We start from the raw sequence: 23,052 nt of genomic DNA, 5'->3' as shown, positions 1-23,052 counted from the left end.
GTCAAAGATAAAGCGTTAGCGTGTCTGTAACGCTAACCAAGGCATAAATATCTGCAAAAACTCCTGTTGATGGGAAATAAACGGCGCATGGGAGGCTTTGGCTAGCATCACATCTTCAATTTGCGGCGTGATCGGCATCTTAGGTTGTACGCGTTTGGGGACGAGTCCATCGAGTCGGCCCCAAATTCTAAGCCAAGGTTGCTGTAACCCTGTTAGTTGTTGCCTTAAGTCGATGTCGGTCAGCATAGTCAGACCTTGAGTTAAGGCTCTGGCATCGGGTAACGGACGCGCAAGCACAAGATCGCGCAGCCGTTTGATATCTTCCTTGGCGGTTTCGCTGCCCATGGCTTGAATCGCCAGAAATCTCTCTATGGTTTTAGGTAAATTTTGCCCAAGTTGTTCACTAAATTGACTCAGCACTAGGGGGGGAATGCCTGGCCATGCTTCATCCTCTCTCGCCATAAAGCAGGGTGATGAAGCGATAGTGATCAAGCCTTTGATTTTTTGTGGATAACTCAGTGCTGCCTGAGTCGCCACAAGTCCACCAAGTGACCAGCCGGCCCAAATAGCGTGTTCTGGTAATGCGGCGACTAAGGCATCGACCCAAGCTAATAGATCACCTTCCACCATCTGACTATGGCCGAAGCCCGGCAAGTCGACATAGTGCACCCTATACTGAGACAGTGACTCATGTAATGGCGTAAACACAGCGCTATTGACTCCCCAACCGTGAAGCATCACCAGATCTGGCCCTTGGCCTCTGATTTCAATATGCAAATTTGCGTGGTTTGTGGATGTCACTTGGCTCACTTGAGTGCCTCAAAAATGGATTAGGTGAATGTATGCCGCACTTTGTCAAAAGGATTTGGCCGCAATCTGCTTTGCGGATAATGCGTTTAGGCTATCAAGTCAGCACAAGGTGGTTGGCGGGCAGTTTACCTAACCGTTGCCTGCTGTGCCACCAATCCATACCTATCCCTGAGACGGGTATTTGCGCCGTTTGTCTTCAATCTGGCTTATATCATGGACTTATTTGCTTAGGCTGCGGTAAGTCGATGCAAATCGAGGTCGATTATTGCGGGGAATGCCAAAAGCGTCAGCCGCGTAAAGTCGTTGCCCCCTGCAGTTACCATCAAGGTTTAGGTGCTTGGGTTGGCGCGATTAAATATCAAGGGCAACTTGCCGCTTTACCCGTGCTATGCCGTGCCTTAGTGGCGCGAATTCAGCTATTAGAACAGCAAGGATTAATCACCTTGCCGCAAGCGATAGTGCCAGTTCCATTGCATCCAAAACGCTTGCAACAACGGGGATTTAATCAGGCGTGGTTAATTGCCCATGAGTTATCACAGCTATTACAACTGCCATTAGTGAGCGAGGGATTAACGCGCCAGCAAGACACTCGGCCGCAGGCCGGACTTTCAGGTGCACAGCGACGACGCAACTTACACGATGCCTTTATGTTAGCGGATGATTTTGCGTTCCAGCGTATTGCACTGGTGGATGATGTGGTCACGACAGGCACCACAGTCTCTGAAATTGCCCGCTTATTCGAAGCGCGATACGTACATGTGCAGGTATGGTGTCTGGCAAGGGCAGAGGCGCCAGGCTTGTTGGATGATGTTGACGCTGTTTAAAACATAGCGGTCACATCATTATATCTATGTGTATGTCAAAATTATGTCAAAAATACTGAGTGAAAATGAATAAGTTTTAATTCTGAGACAAGGTGTAAGTATCTGTATCAATAAGTTTTATTTGTTAATTTTATTGATGTACCTTCCTATGTTATTTCGTTTGGAGGGTATTTATGGACGCTAAACAGGCGCTATCAAATGCAAATGCGGCATCTACGCTGAAAGATGTTATTCAGGCGATAAGCTATTCTTTGAAGCTGCATGGTATCTGTGGTTTCTGGTTTCAGGGAGTTCCACATTGTGCGTATGAAAATTATCACTTTCCAAAAGATACCAATCTGTTCTCTCCTACGGCGTTACGAAAACCTATCGCCAGTATAGCTTCTTCCCCTGTTGTCGCTGAATTACAGCGTTTTTATTTAAATCAGGTTGCAGCCAATGATTTCAATTTTGGATTTTCATTAGATACTTCAAAATCTTATATGTATAGATTCACGAGTGAAAAAAATGATAAGACCAGCCTACTGTTTAGTAAGCATAATATTCAAAGTGTTTTGAGCTGGCCCATCTCATGCCACACTAATCGTCATTGGGCAGGCCGCTTCATACTACTCAGCCATCTTAGCGACTCAGAGATAGCATTAGAGGGATTGGCTGATACTTTAAAGGAAGCCCAAAACAAGCTGTTTGAATGTAATAAACAATTGTTCAATCCATTTCTACAAAGCTCGCTACTTAAAGATAATGCGAGAGATATCCTGCTCATGGTCGCAAACGGCCTTCAGAATGACGAAATTTCAACTCAGCTCCCGATAAGTGTCAGAGGAGTTGAATATCATATGGAAGCTATGCGCAAGAAATTTGGGGCTACAAATAGAGCAAACTTAATCCATTTAGCCCATCAATATGAGTTGATCTAAATATGTTGATATTACTGGTTGAAGATAATCGACTTCTCTCTAACAACATCATTCAATATCTTGAATTGAGTGGCATAGAGTGCGATTACGCTTTCAGCCTAGCTCAGGCTGATATGCTAATTAGCCAGCAGCAATTTGACGCTATTATTCTCGACCTAAATTTGCCAGATGGTGATGGGATTGAAGCATGTGAACGCTGGAAAGCACAGTGCATTACTTCGCCCATAATAATGTTAACCGCACGTAGCAGTCTGAATGAGCGCTTGAATGGGTTTGCTGTTGGCGCGGATGATTATTTAGTAAAACCATTTGCAATGGAGGAGCTCGTCGCGCGATTGAAGGTGGTTGCTCAGCGTCGTCCGGCGCCTCAAAGGCTAGTCATTGGTGAGCTAGAAATTGATTTTGGAAACCATAGGGTATATCGCCAAGGACAGCTTCTTGCTTTACCTAAAACAGGCTGGCAGATCCTTGTTTTATTAGCTCGGCGTAGCCCAGAAACTGTGAGTAGAGAAGAGATTGAGCGAACGATTTGGCCCAATAGTGCACCTGATAGTGATAGTTTACGCAGCCATATCCATCTGTTACGAAGGGTGATAGATCGACCCTTTGAACGACAAATATTGCATACGATTCGTGGAGTCGGTCTAAGCCTTAGGGATGACATCAATGCAAGCTCCTAAGCTTAGCCTCAAGCGGAGCTACCAAGTATGGGGTGTTATTTTTCTATTAATAACATTAGGTATTAATAGCTTTATACCACTGTGCATGATGTGTGCAGGTATGATTTCTATGCATGAGGTCACCATACATAATGCAGGGCAAGCTGCTGAGTCATTACTGACTATGGCGGAACATGCTCAACCGCAAAAACAATTACTTAATCAGCCGATTCTAAAAACTGATAACTTAACCGTCTATCTTAATTGGTCAGATATCCCTCCGCTGATTCGACAATTAAGTAATGATGAAGTCTTAACTGATGCGAATACAATTCTGTATGAGCATGCAGAAGGTCCCTTTGTTGATGCTTTGAGTGTGTACTACACACAGAGTGGCCAGCCACTCTATGTTTGGCTGCAGTACAGCGTTACCCATGACTTGCAATTTGCACCTAAAAACATGACTGCAATCTTGCTTCTAGTATTGATAACCTTCTGTGCAAGCGCAAGCCTTGCGTTTTATATGCAAAGTAAAGTGATTACACCTGTCCATCAAATTAGCCATGCGATTAAGCAGCATGATTGGGAGGGAGGAGGGAAACTTAGCTTACCGAAACAAGAATATGCTGAATTAAAGGCTATTGTTGATGCTTTAGATAACTCAATTTTACAACTTCAAGAGGCTCAGCAGCGGGAGCTAAATTTTCTGCGATTTGCTAGCCATGAATTACGTACGCCTGTTGCAATATGCCAGTCTTCATTCGAAATCCTCGCTTTACAACAAGGTGAACTCACTGGAGCGACTTTGTATGCTTCTCAAGCGACTGGACAAATGAAGTCTCTTATTGAAACACTGCTATGGTTAACAAATAAAGAGTGTTCCACCCTAGAAAAAGAAAGCGTAGCTCTGTCACCTTTACTTCTCAGTATTATCGAGGAGCAGCAACAAGTACATGGTCATGAGCAAAAAATACAGTTATTAGCTGATGATACTTGTTTGCTAGTTCAGCTCCAGCCTTTAAAAATAATAATAAGTAATTTATTAAGGAATAGTATTGAACATGGTGGAGTCGATATTAATATTACTCAAGAAGGTCATTGTGTTGAAATTATTAATTCCTACAATAGTAACTGTCATAATGGATTCGGTTTAGGATTACTGTTGGTTAAACGGCTGGCAGATCAACTCGATTGGTTTTTTACAACATCATCAAAAAATGGCATGTTTATAGCAAAATTAATTATAACTAAATGACTTAAATATATTTCATCGATGTTTACTACATTTAACCACACACTTTTTAAATCTAACAGCGCCTTTGGGTCTAGATCACATAGCCTTCATGTTAGCTATAGTAAATTAATCCAATAAAGTTTATCAGGCATGGATAGTATTCTTTTTTTTAAAAGAACATTGTCTCAAATAATATATGGATATGTGAGAGGTTTTATGTGTAACAAGAGTGTTATAACAGCTTTGTTTGGCGCGATTTTTGTCAGTGGTTCAGTATATGCTGATGTGAATAAGACTAGCGTAGATTTAGGTTATAAATTCTACACAAACGACACGAAAAATGATAACCCAGGCGTTTTTAATCAACCTTTTGTTAAGTTAAATCATCTGGGAATTGCAGACTGGGGATCATATTTTGCTAATGTTAAGTTAGAAAATCCTGCCGAACTCGCTGAAAATCAAAAAAACATAGATGGCAAAACTACAATTAAGTCGTTAATGATAATAGAAAATAGACTAGGAGACTCTCAGTTTAATTTTTGGACGCAAAACTTTGTCTCAGCGAGTGAAACTTTAGTTGAGGATAATCTTTATTTTGGTCTTACCCATAATGCTAAATTCAAAGATTTATCATTAAATTATGGTGTTGGTTTGAACTATACATTTGGAAATTTTTCACCTGCATCAGCGAAGTTTAACGATTTATCAGGCTACGCTGTCGTACTGAATGCAAAGTATCCATTTGAATTTTTGGGTTTTAACCACAGTTTAAGCTTAAATTATGAGGCTCAAATCGATAGGGATGAAGTACATCAAGAGCTTTTTTCATACAACAGTTATGGCCACCAAATCATAACAACTATACAAACAAAACTAACAGATTCAATATATTCTAAGTTGCATCTAACTCATTATGATAGTTGGGGTTCGCAATATAACGATGGGCTTGAGTATGGTATATCGATTGGTTATCAATTTTAACTATTAATCAGAGGGTCTGATGTTTTTCAAATATACGGCCTCATCTCTATTAGTGATTATTTCAAATATTCAATCTCTTTATAAAATTTGATAAGGGAAGCAATAATGCATTATAAAAAATCCATGATAGGTCTTACTGTAACTGCGATAGCTATTATTGCTGGCTGCCAAGTTACGCATCAAATAATAAAAAGCCAAGGTACTGCTCAAGGTAAGCATGGCGAAGTGCAGGTCGAAACAACATTCAAAGACGGGCATATTGTTGCGATTGATGTACTTAAGCAAAAGGAAAATAAAGTCCTTGCAGGTGCCGTATTTAAAAATGTGAAACAGGCAATTATTGATAACAACTCTATCGAGGTTGATGGTATCACTGGTGCAACAGTGACGTCTAAAGCGCTAAAAGAAGCCGTGGGCAAGAGTATTGAAGCCGCAGGGGTAACACTAGTTGCTGTCGCTTCAGCTAAAAAAAGTGAAGCATTAACTCCTGCAGAATATACCTATGATGTCGTGGTCATTGGCTCTGGTGGTGCAGGCTTTAGTGCAGGCTTAGAAGCAATGGCCGCAGGCCGAACTGCCGTTATTATTGAAAAAATGCCAATTATTGGTGGTAACTCATTGATCTCGGGTGCTGAGATGAATGTTGCTGGTAGTTGGGTACAGAAAAATATGGGTGTGACTGATAGCAAAGACCTGTTTATTAGCGATACGTTAAAAGGTGGCGATTTTAAAGGTGATCCTGAAATGGTTAAGACCATGGTCGATAATGCTGTAGGGGCTGCAGAGTGGTTAAGAGATTACGTCAAAGTAGAATTTTATCCCGATCAGTTATTTCAGTTTGGTGGACATAGTGTTAAACGGGCCTTAATCCCTAAAGGTCACACTGGCGCTGAGGTGATTAGTAAGTTTTCTATTAAAGCTGAAGAAGTGGGTTTACCGATCCATACTAATACTAAGGCTGAAAAGTTAATCCAAGATCAAACGGGTCGAATTGTTGGTGTAGAAGCGACTTATAATGGAAAAACGATTACATACCATGCTAAACGCGGTGTTGTGATTGCTACGGGTGGATTCTCATCTAACATGAAAATGCGCAAAAAATACAACCCAGAGTTAGATGAACGTTATGGTAGCACTGGCCATTCAGGTGGTACTGGTGACGGTATTGTGATGGCAGAAAAAATACATGCAGCAGCTAAAAATATGGGATATATCCAGTCATATCCTATTTGTAGCCCAACCTCTGGTGCTATTGCCTTGATTGCAGACTCTCGCTTCTTTGGTGCAGTGTTAATCAACCAGAAGGGCGAGCGCTTTGTTGAGGAATTAGAGCGCCGCGATGTTATCTCACAAGCCATTTTAGCCCAACCTGGCCGTTATACTTATGTGTTATGGAACCAAGCTATTGAAGATGTTGCCCATACCGTTGCTATGCACCAAGGAGAGCTAAAAGAGTTCACTAAAGATGGTCTGATGCATAAAGTTGATACATTGGAAGAAGCGGCGAAGGTTTTCGATATTCCAGTGGAAAAACTAGCATCGACTATCAAAGATGTTAATCATTATGCTGCTATTGGTAAGGATGAGGCTTTTAATCATCGCTCAGGATTGGTTGATTTAAGTAAAGGACCTTATTGGATTTTAAAGGCTACACCTTCTGTGCACCATACAATGGGTGGACTCGTGGTTGATACTCATACTCGTGTATTGGATGAGCAAGGAAATGCTATTCCCGGCTTATTTGCCGCAGGTGAAGTGACAGGATTAACACATGGTACTAATCGTCTTGGTGGCAATGCCTACACTGATATTATTGTTTTTGGTCGTATAGCAGGACAAGAAGCGGCTAAATAAGTTGTGTTTTATGTCTAGCTTAAGCGACCCAATTGGGTCGCTTTTGTTTGTAAAGAATACTTGTTTATTCGTGCATAATACGGTGTTTATAGTCTTATTTATGATGAGTAAATCGTGATCGCTACGGCAAAAATCCACAAACTTGCTACCCAAGGGACTACAAAGCAAAGGTGAGTCGGAGTATCATACGGCTAATTCTTACTAAAACACTCAGGTATCCCCTGACGGAGCAGGTTTTCATGATTACCATTTCCGATGCGGCTCAAGCCCATTTTGTTAAGTTGTTAGCAGATCAACCTGAAGGCACTCATATTCGCGTATTTGTGATCAGTCCAGGAACCTCGCAAGCCGAGTGTGGTGTGTCTTATTGTCCACCGGATGCAGTAGAAAGTGATGATATTGAAATCGAGTTCACTGGCTTCAATGCTATGGTCGATGAGAAGAGCGCACCTTTCCTTGAAGATGCCACTATCGATTTTGTGACTGACCAATTAGGTTCACAACTCACGCTCAAAGCTCCTAACGCAAAAATGCGTAAAGTGTCTGGCGATGCACCTTTAGTCGAGCGTATCGAATACGTGATCCAATCTGAAATCAACCCTCAGTTAGCCGGCCATGGTGGTAATATCATGCTGGTTGAAATCACTAAAGAAGGCGTAGCTGTACTGCAGTTCGGCGGTGGATGTAACGGTTGTTCTCAAGTTGATATCACCCTGAAGGATGGTATCGAGAAACAACTGTTAGACATGTTCCCTGGTGAGTTGACTGGCGTACGTGACGTGACAGATCACCAACATGGTGAACATTCTTACGCTTAATCTTGTTTGTTGAGCTGAATAAAAAACGCGACCTTAGAGTCGCGTTTTTTATATTTGGCATTCGCTTAAAGTGCTGCTGTTCAGTTATAACTTAGGGTTGAGATTATCAGCTAAGAACTTATCTAAGGCTTTAAACGTCGCGAGTCTGTTGTCGTTATTGCTCAAGTAATGATCGCCATTTTCCAGCTCAATATACTCCACTGGTTTTTTCAGTGATTTGAGTTCGTCATACATTTCTCGGCTATGTTGAACCTTAACCACTCTGTCCTTATCGCCATGTAGCAGTAATACTGGGATGTTAATTTTATCGGCTTTACTGATCGGCGAGCGGTCATAGAGCGCATCAAAGTCATCCCCTATTTGCTCTTTAACCACTTTGTAGTTAGTAAATCTTCGGCTCGATTTCACTAGATAGGCCACATCGGTGACACCCGCTACACTCACGGCGCAGCGGTAGAGATCGGGAGTCATGGCTGCACCCATTAAGGCCGCGTAACCACCATAGCTAGCCCCGACAATACAAATACGTTTAGGATCGCTAATCCCTTGATCTATTAGGTAGCGAGTCCCGTCTTCGACGTCGTTTTGCATTTCGAGTCCCCAGCTTTTTAGACCAGCTTTCATAAACTCATAGCCGTAACCTGCCGAGCCCCTGAAGTTCATCCGAAATACCGCATAACCACGATTAGCGAAGAACTGTGCCCAGTAGTCGAAGTCGTTGCTGTCGTAACTGATGGGGCCGCCATGGGGGAAAATAATCGTCGGCAGTTGCTTGGCTTCAAGACCTTTTGGCACGGTTAGGTAAGCATCGATTTTGAGCTTATCCCTTGCCTCATAAGTTAAATATTGGGTATCGGCGAGGAATTCACTCTTGAGTCTGCCGTATCGGTTAGCGATTGGATAAAGCGTTTTTTCGTCCCTATCGCCAAAATAGTAAGTGCCGGGCTCGGTCGAGCTAGTGGAATACACTATGTAGCGGCGTTCATCGGCACTGAACTGAGTAATATAGTTGTGTGCGTTGGGTAACACGGCTTTTAGGCCATTTTGTAGGCCCACATATTCTTTTTCCCAAAAGGTGTATTCTTCGCCGTCACCTTCACTGATACCAATCACTTTTTTCTTCAGTTTCGAATAGAGTAAATTACCCTCAACGTCAGTATCTTCATTGGCGTAGACCAACTCTTTTGTGAGCTTAGGATCGGTCAGATTGACTTTAAATATGGCTTCGAAACCTTGGTGATAGGCGCGAACGTAAAGAATATTGGGGTCAGCATCAAAACCTAATGGCCAAACACTGTCCTCTGAGAAGGCTTTAAAGGTCCAAAGTAAACGTGAATCTCTCTTTTGCTCGGCCTGTTCATAAATGCGGTACTCAGTATCATCGTTATAGATAGAAATACGGACCTTGTGTTGCCTGTCAGTAATCCAACTTATGATCTTCTTTTTAGCATTTTGGGTGTAACTGGATTTACCCTGCGCTAAATTGACTTTCAGTACACTATCTTCGCCTACGTTTTCGCCCATTCCGTCTAATGACAGTAAAATATTGTCGGGATCATCTGCCATCAGATCGATAATTTGCCCCTGATGTTGCGGGATCCAATTGAGACGATCTAAGACACTTCGCGGAAGAACACTCGAGGTTTTTTTAGTGGTCAAATCATACTTAACAAGGCGGGTTTCGGTTGTCGGTGTACCGTAACGGTTAGCCGGAAACTTAGCACTGATCAGTAAGATATTATCGTTTGCCCACTGCAGAGACAGGATGACAAATTTTTGATTATCTGTGTGTAGCGGAATGCTTTTTTCGCCTGTTTCTATATCTTGGATACTAACGACAGTACCTTTGAGTTTGGCTTGGTCGACGCGTACAACCGATGCGAGTTTTTTGCCGTTAGGCGAGAGCTGTACAGAGCTCACATCTGGGATGCTGGCAAAGGCTTCAACGGGTAATTGTGGCGCTGTGTCGGCAACGGCATGGTTGCATAGCCACAGGAAAAGCAGCGGTAAAATCCTTTTCATTATAGAATCACATCTTTGTTACAATTGTAAAATCAACATCATAGTGATTTTGATATTTGTAAGCTACTGTCTTTACAGATTTAATTATTCAAAAAGTCTTTGCTGAAATAATAGTGCCCCGCAAGCGTTAGGCTTCTGGCGATCATAAAGACACTCATGGCGGCCCAAAGGGCGTGGTTACCTTGCTCAGGCAATAATAGTTGCTGCAGCAAATACCAGGTCGGGAAAAATGCACCGAAGGTGGCGAGTATCATGCTATTGCGCATCACTTTGCCTTTAGCGGCACCAATATAAACCCCGTCGAATAAATACGAGCTAAAAGACCATAAAGGCAAAAATATCAGCCAGATAAGATAGGTCTGTGCTGTGGCTCTGACCTCATTAATGCTGGTCAATAACGCGATAATATTGCTACCAAAAAGACTGAATACAGCGCAGAACCCTAACGCAGTAATGGCCGACCAGCTCCAGGCTAAGATCACTGCTTCCCGTAATTGCTCCGCCTGTTTTTGGCCATAGGCTCGGCCGACTTCTGCCTCGGCATAATAGGCAATGCCATCGAGTGCATAGGAGATTAACAGCAGTAAATTCAGTAACACGGCATTGGCGGCAACGGTATTATCACCCAGACCAGCACCATGAAAAGTCATAAAGGCAAAGGCCGCTTGCAGGCAGAGGCTACGGATAAAAATATCTGTGTTGAGCCTCAGTAATTTGCCGTACCCCGTCAGGGTGACATGGGGTAATAGCTGGGATAAGTGAAAATCGGCTTCGCGCTTGAGTTGCTGTAACACCATAGTGAGTGCGACTGAGAAAGCGGTGATATCGGCAAAGACTGAGGCGAGGGCGGCGCCTTTAACGCCCCAGCCTAAGCCGAGGACAAACACCACATCGAGAATAATATTGGCAAGGTTGGCTAATATAAGCTGCCACATGGCGGCTTTAGGTTGCTGACGTCCCAATAGCCAGCCAAGCATTACGAGGTTGAGTAGGGCGAAGGGCGTTGACCAAATTCGTACCTGAAAATACTCGCGGCAATAGCGCTCGACTTCGCTACTCGCTTCGGATAATCCTAGCGCTAAATTTAATATTGGGACTTGCAGCGCGATAACGCCAGCGCCCAATAACACAGCTAGCATAGCGCCTTGGACTAAGAGTTTATGCTGGGCGTGAAGATCATTTGCACCATAGGCCTGCGCGACTAAACCTGTGGTCGCCATACGCAAAAATCCCAATAACCAAATGATTAATGTGATAATCGTTGACCCGACAGCGACTCCCCCTAAATAATAGGCTTCACTCAGATGACCTATGACAGCCGTATCGACTAAGCCCAAAAGTGGGATAGTGATATTGGAGAGTATCATCGGCAGGGCAAGCGCCAGTAATTGACGATTTTTCGCGCCGTTAAGCATTAGGTCGAGCCAAGTTGATTTAGCAGTATTCATTAATTTCAGAGGTGTTCACATTATGGTTAAACGTGTGCTGTTGGCACTCATAGGGCTAATGACGTTTTCTGCCCATGCTGTGGTCATTCTGCAATATCACCATGTGTCAGAAACCACTCCGGCGGCCACAAGCGTGACGCCCGCGCAATTTCGTGAGCAAATGCAGTTTCTAGCCGATGATGGCTTTAAGGTGATCCCGCTTTCTCAGGTAGTTGAAGCGATAAAGCAAAAACAAGATTTACCTTCGAAAACAGTCGCGATTACCTTCGACGATGGTTATCGCAGCATAGCCACTACGGCGCATCCTATCCTAAAGGAATTTGGATTTCCCTACACCTTGTTTGTGGCAATTGAGCCGATTAAACAAAAGTTTACCGAGATGATGACTTGGGATGAGCTGATAACGCTATCCAAGGAAGGCGCCGATATTGCTAACCACAGTTGGGCGCACGAACATTTGATCCGCGCCTTAGAAAATGAATCACAGGCGCAGTGGCTAGCGCGGGTAAAGGCCAATATTTTAGACACAGAAAAAGCGATTGCAGATGCCACAGGGCACAATTTCAAAATGCTGGCTTATCCCTACGGTGAGTACAATCAAGCCTTGCAGGATATGTTAACCGAGAATGGCTTTGTTGCCTTGGGGCAACAATCGGGTGCCGCTGGGCCATATTCGCCATTAACGGCGCTGCCGCGTTTCCCTGTTGCAGGACAATATGCTGATTTAAAAAGCCTTAAGGCCAAGCTATACAGTTTAAATATGCCTGTGATTGCGCAGAGTCCTAGTGATCCTGAGTTAAAGGGCGGCCATTGGCGCCCAGAGCTTAAAGTCACCCTAGATATGAGCGATATCTCGGCTAAGCAAGTGATGTGTTATATCCAAGGCCAAGGTTCAAAACAGCCGACTTGGTTGAGTGAGAGCGAGTTTAGTGTTCAAGCGGATTTAGCCTTACCTGCGGGTCGTTCGCGTTACAACTGCACTGCGCCGAGTAAGGCGCGCAATGGCTACTATTGGTTTTCTCAGCCTTGGGTGAGGCCAAAGGACGATGGCTCTTGGGTCAAAGAGTGATCAACGACTAGGTTTGTATTGCGCCACTATTTTTCTAAAATCGCTAATCATTTCATCATTTAACACCTGCGGCGGTTTGCCTAATGCGGCCGTAGGTTTAAACACTGCGACTCGCGTTCCCTGCGGCGACACCAACACATAACCCGCACTATGGTCGACTTGGTAGTTTTCCCCTTCACCGACCATGGCATAGGTCAGCCCTAAGCTGCGGGTGAGCGGGAAGATTTGTGTCTGCTCGCCCGTGACCGCTTTAAATTCTGGATTGAAAAAATTAACATAGGTCAGGAGTTTATCCGGTGTGTCCCGTTTGGGGTCGACGGATAGAAACACCACCTGCAATGGCGCAATTTTGTTTAGATCGGGATAAGCCGCCGCGAGTTTATTTAAAGTCGTAGGACAAACGTCGGGGCAAAAGGTAAAACCGATAAAGAATAAGCTCCATTTCCCCTGCAAGCTGGCGTTGGTAAAAGCCTGCTGATGTTGATCAACCAATTCAAAGGGCGCTAATTCATAGGCCTGCGGAAACAAAAAACCACTCTCTAGCTCGATAGGTTTCGGGGGATTAAATTTCACCGCAAATAGACCGCCAAGGCCGATCAATAATATGGCGATGACTAAAATTCTTTTCTGCATTATTGGCTCCATAACGACAGGTTAGCGCGACAAACGAGTTGCATACACTAGTTCCACAAATAGTGGTCGAGCAGTAATGCCATAAATAACAACATCAAATGATAGATAGAGAAGCGGAACACTTGCATCGCCAAGCCATCATGATCCCGATATTTAAGTTGCCATGCTTTATAAATAAATCCGGTGCTGAGCAAACTAGAGCAGACGAAATATACAGGCCCACACATGCCAACCAGCACAGGTAATAGACAAGCAATCGCCAGCAATACTGTGTAAAGCAGAATACAGGTTTTAGTAAACTCGACACCGTGGGTAACGGGCAGCATGGGAATATCCACTTTGGCATATTCGGCGCGTCTGTGAATGGCCAGAGCCCAAAAATGTGGCGGCGTCCACGTAAAAATGATGATCACTAACAACAGCGCATGACCATGAAATTCGTTCGTCACTGCCGTCCATCCCAGCAAGGGTGGCATGGCTCCCGCAAGGCCGCCGATCACAATGTTTTGTGATGTCGCGCGTTTCAAATAGGCAGTATAAACCAAGGCATAACCAATCAAGCTGGCAAAGGTGAGCCAAGCCGTGAGTGGATTAACTAAGGAATATAAGACGATAAAGCCAAGGCTACCTAAGCTGGCAGCGAAAATTAAGGCGCGCGTGGCCGAAATACGTCCTTTAGGTAGTGGGCGATTGTAGGTGCGCGCCATTAAGCCATCGATACGGCGATCGATCAGATGATTCAACGCCGCCGCCGAGCCCGCCATCATGGCAATGCCCAGCATACCAGCGAGTAAAGGTTGAACGGGCACCGCATGGGGCACGGCCAAACACATGCCGACTAAGACAGTGAGCAGCATAAGTGCGACCACTTTAGGTTTGGTCATTTCAAAATAGGCGCGCCATGTCACGCTGAAAGTGGGTAGGCTACTGGTGATTGAGATTGGTTTTGCCATCTTGGATCCCTCGCTTATGCTTTGCGCCATAAAAAATAGTTGATTGCGACTAAGGTCAGCAGCAGTAATGCCGCCCCGCCGTTGTGAGACACGGCAATGCCGAGTGGTAAATGCATCACTACGTTAGAAATACCTAAGCTCACTTGCAGGATCACTAACCCTACCAATAAGAGACTTAAGGCCCTCATCCCAGCAGCGCCAACAAATAATCGATAGGCGAGCACGAGTAATAAACTCGCGGTAACGATAGCGCCAATTCGGTGGGCGATGTGGATAGTCATACGAGCTGGGTAATCGAGCACTCCAAATTCGAAACTGTGGTGTTGGCCTTGGAATGGCGAAAAGGCCTCCGCTATTGCCAAGTTATCCACCCAGTTGCCTTCGCAAATGGGTAATGCGGTGCAGGCGAGCGCCGCATAATTAGATGATGTCCAAGCGCCCAGCATAATCTGACCTACAAGAACGAATAAGCTCACCAGTGCCAGCGGTGCCAGATTGCGGGCATGGGTTTCGCTATTAAAGATCCGCTGTGGTCGGGTTCGCAGATAGAGGAGTAACAGCAGTGAAATCAGGCTGAAGCCACCAATAAGATGCGACATCACCACTATAGGCATGAGTTTCATCGTCACTGTCCACATGCCGAGTGCCGCTTGAAAGAGGATCAATAGCACTATGATGAGCGGCAATTTTTTCGGTGCTTCCGGCGTTTTCAAACACAGCACTAAGATGAATAACACCAGTAAGCCAAGTCCGCCGGCGATATATCTGTGGATCATCTCCAGCCAAGCTTTTTCTGGGTGGATATCGTGATCGGGGAAGATGGTTTGTGCATGGGCGATTTCATGGTCTTGGGTGGGCACCTTGATATGGCCGTAGCAACCCGGCCAGTCGGGACAGCCAAGCCCCGCATCCGATAGGCGAGTGTAAGCGCCCATTAAGATCACCAACAAGGTAAAGACTAAGGTTAAGCGTAGGACCCAAGTTAGCTGCATCAATCTACCCTCGACAGTTTTAACAACTTACGCAGATCCGCAACCAAGGCCTTGCCTTGAGCTAAATGGGCTTCTCTGCCCTGCACTTGGGGATAGCGCAGCACTAAGCTGCCTAAGGGATCGACTATGATCAGCTGTTGTTCATCTAGCCAATGGCTTAAGCCAGCATTGGCGGGACGTGTGTTGAAGTGAAAGGCGCTTAAAGCATTGAGATCGCTGTCGGGATGGGTGAGGATCAGCGGTTCGACTCGTGCCTGATCTGGCCCTAAAGCAGTGTGACTTTGGCGTAAAATATACAGGCGTTCGCGGCAAGCATCGTCGCATTGGGCGGGCAGTAAATACAGCAGTTGCCATTCTTTGGGATTGGGATTTTCAACCCCAAGGCTGGTATAACTGGTCTCAGGATTGATCAGCTCGCCATGATTAGTGGCGCCGCCGTGGTATAAATTCAGGCTCAGCACTAGCTTGGCTATCACCACGGGCGCGATAAACGCCAGCAACAACAAGCCCAATGCTTTGTGTTTAGATTTATTCTGGGAGTTCATGCTTGCTCCTCTCATTCAAATTATCCCTAATTTATTGTTTTATATTTATTTAGTTTTTATTTGTGTCTTGCTAAGTATGGTACGAATTTCCCTATTCGCTCCTTGAGTTTGCGATTGTTTCGGCACTATGGCGTTTTACATACTTAATCCCTTGCCACAGCATGAGCCCAGCAAACACGGCTGCCATCGAAAACCACTGCAGCGCATAACCCCAATGTTTTTGCGCCGACAGTGGGAAGGGCTGCCAAGGATGTGGCAAGGCGAGGGCGGGTAGCTCATCCGGTTGCAGCACTGCATCGAGCAAGGGATGGCCTAACATCTGCGCCATTTCCGGTATATTCAAATTCTGAAAGCGAACACTTGTCCCTGTTTCTGCCATTAAAGCCTGACTCAAAGGATTGATTTGCTTTTGATAAAGCCGACCTTCGATATTCAATTCACCGCTAAGTGGGCTGATGTGGGGCAACTCATCACGGTGGGAACTGGCTGCGACAAAACCTAATTCGACAAGTACCCAAGGTTGACCCGCTGCCACTTGCAGGGGCTGAAAGGCTAAATAGCCCACTTGGCCCTGATAGATTTGATTATCCAGTAGCCATATTTGCGAGCTCGCGGGTATGGCGTGCACATGCAGTCGATAACCTGTTACGCCTTCCTTATCGATTTTGAGTTGGAGCTGCTCAAAACTTAATGGCAGCAAGGATTGTCTTGCCTCCATTTGGGCTAACAGCATGGTTTTTTCTTCGCCGCGGGCTAATTGCCATTGACCTAACTTGACCAACATCACGAATACAGCCACAGTCAATATCAGTAAAAAAACCGTTAATTTATTCAGCAGAACATAAGGATATTGCATGAATACCCTATTCATTTTTAAATTGGTCTTAGTTCTGCTGTTGCTGTTCATCATTTTTAATCTAGGTAGGGCCTTGTTTATTATGGTTAAAGGTGACAACCAAGTGCCTATGAGCCGTTATCTTGGTCGCCGGGTGATTTTCTCGGTACTCGTTATTCTGTTACTGCTGGTGGCCTTAGGGACTGGGTTAATTAGCCCCAATCCCACGCCTTACTAAAGCCTTAAAGTACGTAGACGAAAATAAACAAACACAGCCAGACCACATCGACAAAGTGCCAATACCAACTCCCAGCTTGGAAAGCAAAATGCTTATCTGCGCTAAAGTGCCCCTTCAACACTCTGAAAAACAACACTAATAAAAACAGGGTGCCAAGCGAGACATGCATGCCGTGAAAGCCAGTTAAGAGGAAGAAGGTGTTGCCATAAACCCCTGAGGTCAGAGTGAGCCCCATTTCATGGTAGGCATGCATATATTCTTCGGCCTGCAAGGCAAGGAAACCCATACCCAAAAGTATGGTGATCCCGAGCCACAGTGTGATGGCCGAGCGCTTGCCTTTCTCTAGGCTGACATGGGCAAAATGTAAGGTGACTGAGGAGGTCAGCAGCACGATAGTGTTGATTAACGGCAGGCCATTCCACGGCATCGCTTCGGTTTTGGTGCCATCTGGCGTAGTGAGCAACGGCCAAACGGCTTCGAATTGTGGCCAGAGTACTTCATGGGTCATGGCATTATTGGAAGCGCCACCGAGCCAAGGCACTGCGACCATACGGGCATAAAATAACGCACCAAAAAATGCGCCGAAGAACATCACTTCTGAAAAAATAAACCAGCTCATACCTTGGCGAAAGGATCTATCCATTTGGTGCGAATAAAGCCCAGTCATAGATTCGTTGATCACGGTTCTAAACCAGCCAACCAGCATAAAGAGGATCACGGCGATACCCGCTAGCAGGATATAACCGCCACCCGATGCGCCCGATTTTAGTTGATGGACAAAGTGCCCTGCACCCAAGGCGATTAGAAACAATCCTATAGCGCCAATGATGGGCCAAGCACTTTGGGCGGGAACATAGTAATTTTCATGTTTTGTGGTCATTTTGCAGCTCCTTGCTCTATGGCAGACGCTAACTGCTTGTCGGTAATGTCGTAGAGGGTGTAAGAGAGGGTCAGAGTGTGGATGGATTCAGGTAACTGAGGATCCACAAAGAAAATGAGCGGCAACTCAGCGCTGGTCGAAGCCGCTAAGTGCTGTTGGTTAAAGCAAAAACATTCCGTTTTATTAAAATATGCCGCGCCTTGCCCAGGTGATATTGAAGGTATCGCCTGACCGACCGTGGCCCTGTCTGACACATTGCGTGCCAAAAATGCTGTGTGTATCAGTTCGCCGGGGTGAACTTCGAGCCGCTTGGTTTGCGGCTCAAATTTCCACGGCATACCCGTTTGCACTTGGGAGATAAATTCCACTGTGACAATACGGCTAGTATCTATGGTTATCGCTTGATAACTACTGGCGGTATTGGAGGTTTTACCGTTAATCCCCAGCTTTTCACATAGCACATCGTATAGCGGCACCAGCGCGAACCCAAAACCAAACATACCAATACAGCCCATGACGAGCATGCTGATAAGCTTTCGATTTGACTTAGGTTTTTCTGGCTGGTGATGGTTCGTCATTTCATTTCACCTCAGGTGGTGTCGTGAAGGAGTGATAAGGCGCTGGGCTTGGCAATGTCCACTCTAAACCCTCGGAACCTTCCCAAGGTTTAGCGGGGGCTTTTTCGCCGCCACGGATGCACTTGATCACTAACACTAAAAAAATCAATTGCGATAAGCCGAAGGCGAAGCCACCAATCGAAACGATTTGATTAACATCGGCAAATTGAATCGAGTAATCGGGGATACGCCTTGGCATACCTGCGAGCCCAAGGAAATGCATCGGGAAAAACAGTACGTTGACCGAAATCACCGAACACCAGAAATGCCATTGCCCCAGTCGCTCGTTGTACATGTGCCCCGTCCATTTAGGGAGCCAGTAATAGGCTGCCGCCATGATGGAGAAAATCGCCCCAGTCACGAGCACATAATGGAAATGCGCCACCACAAAGTAGGTGTCGTGGTATTGGAAGTCGGCTGGCGTAATGGCGAGCATTAACCCCGAAAACCCGCCAATGGTGAAGAGTATGATAAAGGCCACGGCGAACAACATAGGGGTTTCGAAGCTGAGTGAACCACGCCACATAGTCGCGACCCAGTTAAACACTTTCACCCCCGTTGGTACCGCAATCAACATAGTGCAATACATGAAGAACAGCTCGGCAAACACTGGCATGCCTGTAGTGAACATGTGGTGCGCCCACACGAGGAACGACAGAATTGCAATACTGGCAGTGGCATAAACCATTGATGCATAGCCGAATAATGGTTTACGGCTGAAAGCGGGTACTATGGCGGAGATGATGCCAAAGGACGGCAAAATCATGATGTAGACTTCAGGGTGGCCGAAGAACCAGAAAATATGCTGGAACATCACAGGATCGCCACCGCCAGCCGCTTCGAAGAAGCTAGTGCCGAAAAACTTATCGGTCAGTACCATAGTCACAGCGCCCGCGAGTACTGGCATCACAGCGATCAGCAGGAATGCTGTGATAAGCCAAGTCCACACAAACAGCGGCAGCTTCATCCATGTCATGCCGGGCGCACGTAAATTCACTATGGTTACAATCACATTGATCGCACCCATGATCGAACTTATCCCCATGATATGAATAGAGAACACGAAGAGTGCCGTGCTGTCAGGACTATAAGTGGTAGACAGTGGCGCGTAGAAGGTCCAACCAAAGTTAGGTCCGCCGCCTTCCATAAATAGCGAGCTGAGTAGAATGGTAAAGGCGAAGGGTAAGATCCAAAAACTCCAGTTATTCATCCGTGGCAGCGCCATATCTGGCGCACCAATCATCATAGGGATCAGCCAGTTTGCTAGCCCAGTAAAGGCGGGCATTACCGCGCCGAATACCATGATCAGCCCATGGACTGTGGTCATTTGGTTAAAGAAGTTGGGCTCGACCAATTGTAATCCGGGCTGAAAGAGTTCAGCGCGGATCACCATGGCCATAGCGCCACCGGTTAAAAACATAATGAAGCTGAACCATAAATACAGAGTACCAATGTCTTTATGGTTGGTGGTTAGCACCCAGCGCATGATGCCCTTTGGCGCACCATGATGATGGTCATCATGGGCTGCGGTTTGATCTTGAGTCGTTGTGCTCATCATAATCCCCTACTGTCCATGGCTTGCGATATCAGCAGGTTGCACTGTATCGCCGGTATTGTTGCCCCAAGCATTGCGCTCATAGGTAATGACTGCTGCGAGTTGCTGTGGGCTGAGTTGTTTGCCAAATGCTTGCATAGCCGTGCCAGTTTTGCCGTGCATCACAATATCGAGATGATTGGCGACAGGCCCTGTGGCGATAGCACTGCCAGCGAGGGCGGGGAAGGCGGGTGGTATGCCAGCTCCCGTCAACTGATGGCAGGCCGCGCAAGTGGTGGTGTAGACAGTTTCACCTTCGGCCATCAGTGCCTCATGGGTGAGAGTGGGGAGACTCGCCGGATCGACTATGGTTGCGGAGTCGACAACTGCTGCGGGCTCAGTTGTAGGTGCGGGAGTTGGGGCCGTGTTGGCTGGTGTGGTAGCAGGTGCCTGTGTGCCAGCACTGCCGTTTATGTGCTTGTTGACGTCTTTGGCCTGCACAGCATCGCCAGTATTATTGCCCCAAGCATTACGCTCATAGGTAATCACAGCGGCAATTTCTTGTGCGCTCAATTGCTTGCCAAATGCTTGCATAGCCGTACCCGTTTTACCGTTGAGCACGATTTCAAGGTGGCCGCTGAGCGGTCCCGTTGCTATCGGGCTGCCTTTGAGGTGTGGGAATACGCCTTGTAACCCCTCGCCATTGGGCTGGTGGCAGGCTGCGCAGTGCCCGAGGTAAACTTGCTCACCTTGGGTCATCAGATCATCTTTGCTAAGAGTCTGTGATAAAGCGGCTTGAGCGGCTTCTGCCGCCGCACCTGCGGCTTGTTTTTGCTCCGCTACCCAAGCTTCAAACTCGGCTTCGGGTATGGCTTGCACTACGATCGGCATAAAACCATGGTCTTTACCGCAAAGTTCGGCGCATTGACCACGGTAAATACCGGGTTTGTCTATGCGAGTCCAAGCCTCATTGATAAATCCTGGGTTGGCATCTTTCTTCACGGCAAAAGCAGGTACCCACCATGAATGTATGACATCTTCAGAGGTCATCAAAAAGCGGATTTTGCGATTTATCGGCAGAACGAGCGGCTTATCGACTTCCAATAGGTAGTTTTCGCCTTTGGTTTCGGTACCGTCGATTTGTGCTCTGGGGGTTGCGAGTATGCTATAAAAATCAATGTCTTGATTGAAATAGCTGTAATGCCATTTCCATTGGGAACCCGTGACTTTAACGGTCAGATCGGCGTCGCTGGGATCTTCCATCGCAATTAAGGTTTTTGTCGCTGGAATCGCCATTAAGATCAAAATGATAAATGGCAGAATCGTCCAAGCGATTTCAACTTTAGTGCTTTCGTGAAAGTGGGACGCGACAGCGCCTTTGGATTTTCTGTGGTTGATCATGGCGTAAATCATCACGCCAAAGACCACAAGGCCGATGGCGCAGCAGATATACAAGATGGTCATGTGCAAGTGATAAACCTTGCTACTGATCTCGGTTACGCCAGGGGTCATGTTGAACCGCATGTCCGCGGCGGCCAACGGTGGTGCGAATAACACCACGAGTAAACAATACAACAATTGCTTCACAAGACTTCTCCTCTGCCAATTGCGAATAGCAACTACAAAGAAGAGCAACACAGTAAGTCTCAACTCTATGCAAACTCTTCAGTTCCCAAAAAAGCTTTTTTGACTTCAACGTGCGTTGGCGGCTGTTACTTTTAATTAAGTATTATTACTGCTGGTATTAGCCACGCTGGCACATACGACTGAAATAAATCTGTTCTCTATTTTTAGTGGCATTTTGAACTCGATAACGGCTCGATTTATTTGCCACGGGCGGCGATATATCATCGCCGACTAAACCAACCATACTTGCTGTTTAAATATTGATCAAGATCACTTATTTATCTAATTGTCTGAAAAATTGCTAAAAAAAAGCCTCACATTCATAGGCGAGGCGGCTTTCAAGGTAAAAAATTAAATGAATATTTAATGTACAGCGCTAAAAAAAGATTGTTGGCCGAAGAGGCTACCTTGCTCAATGCGTACGTCGCCATGTAAGTGACTGTTTACGTCTTCTAGCACTATGCCCATGGCGCGGGCACTTTTAGCGACAATTTGCAGGCGACGATTATCGCGTGCATCTAATGATTGGGTCCAAGTAATAACCGCACTGGACGTACCACTTGTTAAGGCTTTTTCCATCGCCCACAGAGTTTCCACCTCATCTTTCGCGTGCACCAGCAAGACTCTATCCATACGCACGCCAGCGTTGGCGAGCATTTGTTTGTAGCCAATACTCGGTGGGTTGATGAGCACTAACCAACGGCCCTGTTGGCTTAACTGGGCGAGTTGCGCGCTCAGATGAATTAATTCTTGGCGACCTTGAGTCTTCGTTGGCATGCAGGCGATAGGTGCATGGTGCCAGTCATAGTCGGCATCACGTACTTCATCGAGCCACAAGCCCGGATGGCGGGGTGCATTGCCAAGTAGTTTGTTCATAGCCAATCTCCATTACGGATCACACCGACGGCGAGTCCTTCAATTGTTAAACTTTGATAGCCTAAATCCACTTTAATCGGGGAATAGTCTTCATTTTCGGCGTGTAGATAGACCACATTACCTTTTTTTTCGAAACGTTTAACAGTGACATCGTCGTCGACTCTAGCGACAACCACTTGACCATTTCTAGCTTGTTGTACTTTATGAACTGCCAGCAAATCTCCTTCGAGAATGCCAATATTCTTCATGCTGTCGCCTTTAACCCGCAGTAAAAAATCGGCGGCGGGATGGAACATGCTTGGGTCGACTTGGTAGTACTGTTCAACATGTTCTTGGGCGAGAATAGGTTCGCCAGCAGCTACTTGACCGATAAGCGGTAAACCTGTTTCAGTTACTTCTTCGACTTCCGCAGTCAGACGAATGCCCCGCGATGTGCCTGGCATGATCTCAATGCAGCCCTTTTTCGCCAACGCTTTAAGATGCTCTTCAGCCGCATTGGCGCTCTTAAAACCTAAACGGGTCGCGATTTCTGCCCGAGTGGGTGGCATGCCAGTATCGGCAATATTTCGTTTAATTAGCTCTAAAATTTCAGCTTGGCGTGGCGTCAAAGGTCTCATGGTGTTTCCTGTTTTTCTATACAGTTACTGTTAGTATATACAGTATTATTTGCAGCGCAAGTATTAA

23 protein-coding genes are annotated in these 23,052 nt (G+C 45.9%); 9 read left to right on the top strand and 14 right to left on the bottom strand.

The features are described from left to right. Positions 1 to 15 precede the first annotated feature (15 nt). The gene (gene bioH, locus OX890_RS01190) at positions 16 to 810 is read right to left on the bottom strand and encodes a pimeloyl-ACP methyl ester esterase BioH (protein WP_268649960.1); all 795 of its coding nucleotides are present in this window, start codon (positions 808 to 810) and stop codon (positions 16 to 18) included. Positions 811 to 842: 32 nt separating this feature from the next. Between bioH and OX890_RS01185 the strand changes: the two genes are divergently transcribed. The 7 genes from OX890_RS01185 (at position 843) to nfuA (ending at position 8,100) form a co-directional block, all read left to right on the top strand. After that, positions 843 to 1,634 carry a ComF family protein gene (locus OX890_RS01185; protein WP_268649959.1) on the top strand — a complete coding sequence of 264 codons (792 nt, stop codon included), beginning with the start codon at positions 843 to 845 and terminating at the stop codon, positions 1,632 to 1,634. A gap of 173 nt (positions 1,635 to 1,807) precedes the next feature. Then, positions 1,808 to 2,554 carry a helix-turn-helix transcriptional regulator gene (locus OX890_RS01180; protein ID WP_006084629.1) on the top strand — a complete coding sequence of 249 codons (747 nt, stop codon included), beginning with the start codon at positions 1,808 to 1,810 and terminating at the stop codon, positions 2,552 to 2,554. A 2-nt stretch (positions 2,555 to 2,556) separates the two neighbouring features. Then, positions 2,557 to 3,234: a response regulator transcription factor gene (locus tag OX890_RS01175; protein WP_268649958.1), complete on the top strand. Its 678-nt coding sequence runs from the start codon at positions 2,557 to 2,559 to the stop codon at positions 3,232 to 3,234. Then, positions 3,221 to 4,468 (top strand): sensor histidine kinase, encoded by a 1,248-nt coding sequence (locus tag OX890_RS01170; protein WP_268649957.1) that lies wholly within the window; start codon positions 3,221 to 3,223, stop codon positions 4,466 to 4,468. Before OX890_RS01175 ends, OX890_RS01170 begins: the two co-directional genes overlap by 14 nt. A gap of 195 nt (positions 4,469 to 4,663) precedes the next feature. Beyond that, positions 4,664 to 5,428, top strand: coding sequence for an outer membrane protein OmpK (locus OX890_RS01165; RefSeq protein WP_268650584.1), 765 nt, complete (start codon positions 4,664 to 4,666; stop codon positions 5,426 to 5,428). A gap of 105 nt (positions 5,429 to 5,533) precedes the next feature. Beyond that, the gene (gene urdA / locus OX890_RS01160) at positions 5,534 to 7,282 is read left to right on the top strand and encodes a urocanate reductase (protein WP_268649956.1); all 1,749 of its coding nucleotides are present in this window, start codon (positions 5,534 to 5,536) and stop codon (positions 7,280 to 7,282) included. Between the two features lie 239 nt (positions 7,283 to 7,521). Next, positions 7,522 to 8,100: a Fe-S biogenesis protein NfuA gene (gene nfuA, locus OX890_RS01155; protein WP_006079591.1), complete on the top strand. Its 579-nt coding sequence runs from the start codon at positions 7,522 to 7,524 to the stop codon at positions 8,098 to 8,100. Positions 8,101 to 8,184: 84 nt separating this feature from the next. Here the strand turns inward: nfuA and OX890_RS01150 are convergent, their stop codons facing one another. Together OX890_RS01150 and OX890_RS01145 are read right to left on the bottom strand one after the other, a co-directional pair. Next, positions 8,185 to 10,122 (bottom strand): alpha/beta hydrolase family protein, encoded by a 1,938-nt coding sequence (locus OX890_RS01150; RefSeq protein WP_268649955.1) that lies wholly within the window; start codon positions 10,120 to 10,122, stop codon positions 8,185 to 8,187. 80 nt (positions 10,123 to 10,202) lie between these two features. Next, on the bottom strand, positions 10,203 to 11,570 hold the full coding sequence (locus OX890_RS01145; protein ID WP_268649954.1) for an MATE family efflux transporter: 1,368 nt from the start codon (positions 11,568 to 11,570) through the stop codon (positions 10,203 to 10,205). A gap of 22 nt (positions 11,571 to 11,592) precedes the next feature. Here OX890_RS01145 and OX890_RS01140 point away from each other — a divergent pair, with 22 nt between their 5' ends. After that, positions 11,593 to 12,639, top strand: a complete 1,047-nt coding sequence (locus OX890_RS01140) for a polysaccharide deacetylase family protein (RefSeq protein ID WP_268649953.1) — start codon at positions 11,593 to 11,595, stop codon at positions 12,637 to 12,639. Here OX890_RS01140 and OX890_RS01135 read toward each other — a convergent pair whose 3' ends face one another. The 5 genes from OX890_RS01135 to OX890_RS01115 form a co-directional block, all read right to left on the bottom strand. Further along, complete coding sequence (locus OX890_RS01135) at positions 12,640 to 13,272, bottom strand: SCO family protein (RefSeq protein ID WP_006084621.1); 633 nt, start codon at positions 13,270 to 13,272, stop codon at positions 12,640 to 12,642. A gap of 47 nt (positions 13,273 to 13,319) precedes the next feature. Then, a complete protein-coding gene (gene cyoE, locus OX890_RS01130) occupies positions 13,320 to 14,225 on the bottom strand; it encodes a heme o synthase (protein WP_268649952.1) in 906 nt (301 codons plus the stop codon). A gap of 14 nt (positions 14,226 to 14,239) precedes the next feature. Next, positions 14,240 to 15,217 carry a COX15/CtaA family protein gene (locus OX890_RS01125; protein WP_268649951.1) on the bottom strand — a complete coding sequence of 326 codons (978 nt, stop codon included), beginning with the start codon at positions 15,215 to 15,217 and terminating at the stop codon, positions 14,240 to 14,242. Further along, a complete protein-coding gene (locus OX890_RS01120) occupies positions 15,217 to 15,762 on the bottom strand; it encodes a hypothetical protein (protein WP_268649950.1) in 546 nt (181 codons plus the stop codon). Before OX890_RS01120 ends, OX890_RS01125 begins: the two co-directional genes overlap by 1 nt. A 91-nt stretch (positions 15,763 to 15,853) precedes the next feature. Continuing rightward, entirely contained in the window at positions 15,854 to 16,618 is a 765-nt protein-coding gene (locus OX890_RS01115) for an SURF1 family protein (RefSeq protein ID WP_115335800.1), read from the bottom strand. On the opposite strand from OX890_RS01115, the gene OX890_RS01110 reads away from it, so the two are divergent. Further along, complete coding sequence (locus tag OX890_RS01110) at positions 16,617 to 16,835, top strand: DUF2909 family protein (protein ID WP_115335799.1); 219 nt, start codon at positions 16,617 to 16,619, stop codon at positions 16,833 to 16,835. The genes OX890_RS01115 and OX890_RS01110 overlap by 2 nt on opposite strands. A 4-nt stretch (positions 16,836 to 16,839) precedes the next feature. Here OX890_RS01110 and OX890_RS01105 read toward each other — a convergent pair whose 3' ends face one another. The 6 genes from OX890_RS01105 to lexA all read right to left on the bottom strand — a co-directional run bounded on the left by OX890_RS01105 (position 16,840) and on the right by lexA (position 22,985). Beyond that, on the bottom strand, positions 16,840 to 17,715 hold the full coding sequence (locus OX890_RS01105; RefSeq protein WP_006079601.1) for a cytochrome c oxidase subunit 3: 876 nt from the start codon (positions 17,713 to 17,715) through the stop codon (positions 16,840 to 16,842). Beyond that, positions 17,712 to 18,293: a cytochrome c oxidase assembly protein gene (locus OX890_RS01100; RefSeq protein ID WP_006079604.1), complete on the bottom strand. Its 582-nt coding sequence runs from the start codon at positions 18,291 to 18,293 to the stop codon at positions 17,712 to 17,714. The genes OX890_RS01105 and OX890_RS01100 overlap by 4 nt, the downstream gene beginning before the upstream one ends. Position 18,294: 1 nt before the next feature. Beyond that, positions 18,295 to 19,887, bottom strand: a complete 1,593-nt coding sequence (gene ctaD / locus OX890_RS01095) for a cytochrome c oxidase subunit I (RefSeq protein WP_006084616.1) — start codon at positions 19,885 to 19,887, stop codon at positions 18,295 to 18,297. Positions 19,888 to 19,896: 9 nt separating this feature from the next. After that, positions 19,897 to 21,453 (bottom strand): cytochrome c oxidase subunit II, encoded by a 1,557-nt coding sequence (gene coxB, locus OX890_RS01090; RefSeq protein WP_268649949.1) that lies wholly within the window; start codon positions 21,451 to 21,453, stop codon positions 19,897 to 19,899. Between the two features lie 402 nt (positions 21,454 to 21,855). Then, a complete protein-coding gene (locus OX890_RS01085) occupies positions 21,856 to 22,368 on the bottom strand; it encodes a cell division inhibitor SulA (RefSeq protein ID WP_006079607.1) in 513 nt (170 codons plus the stop codon). Beyond that, positions 22,365 to 22,985, bottom strand: a complete 621-nt coding sequence (lexA, locus tag OX890_RS01080; protein ID WP_006084613.1) for a transcriptional repressor LexA — start codon at positions 22,983 to 22,985, stop codon at positions 22,365 to 22,367. The genes OX890_RS01085 and lexA overlap by 4 nt, the downstream gene beginning before the upstream one ends. Positions 22,986 to 23,052: the final 67 nt, after the last annotated feature.

This window comes from Shewanella sp. DAU305, assembly GCF_026802235.1.
Taxonomy (GTDB): domain Bacteria; phylum Pseudomonadota; class Gammaproteobacteria; order Enterobacterales; family Shewanellaceae; genus Shewanella; species Shewanella baltica.
The sequence above is the reverse complement of the archived record's forward strand: the minus strand, read 5'-3'. Positions and strand labels throughout refer to the sequence as shown.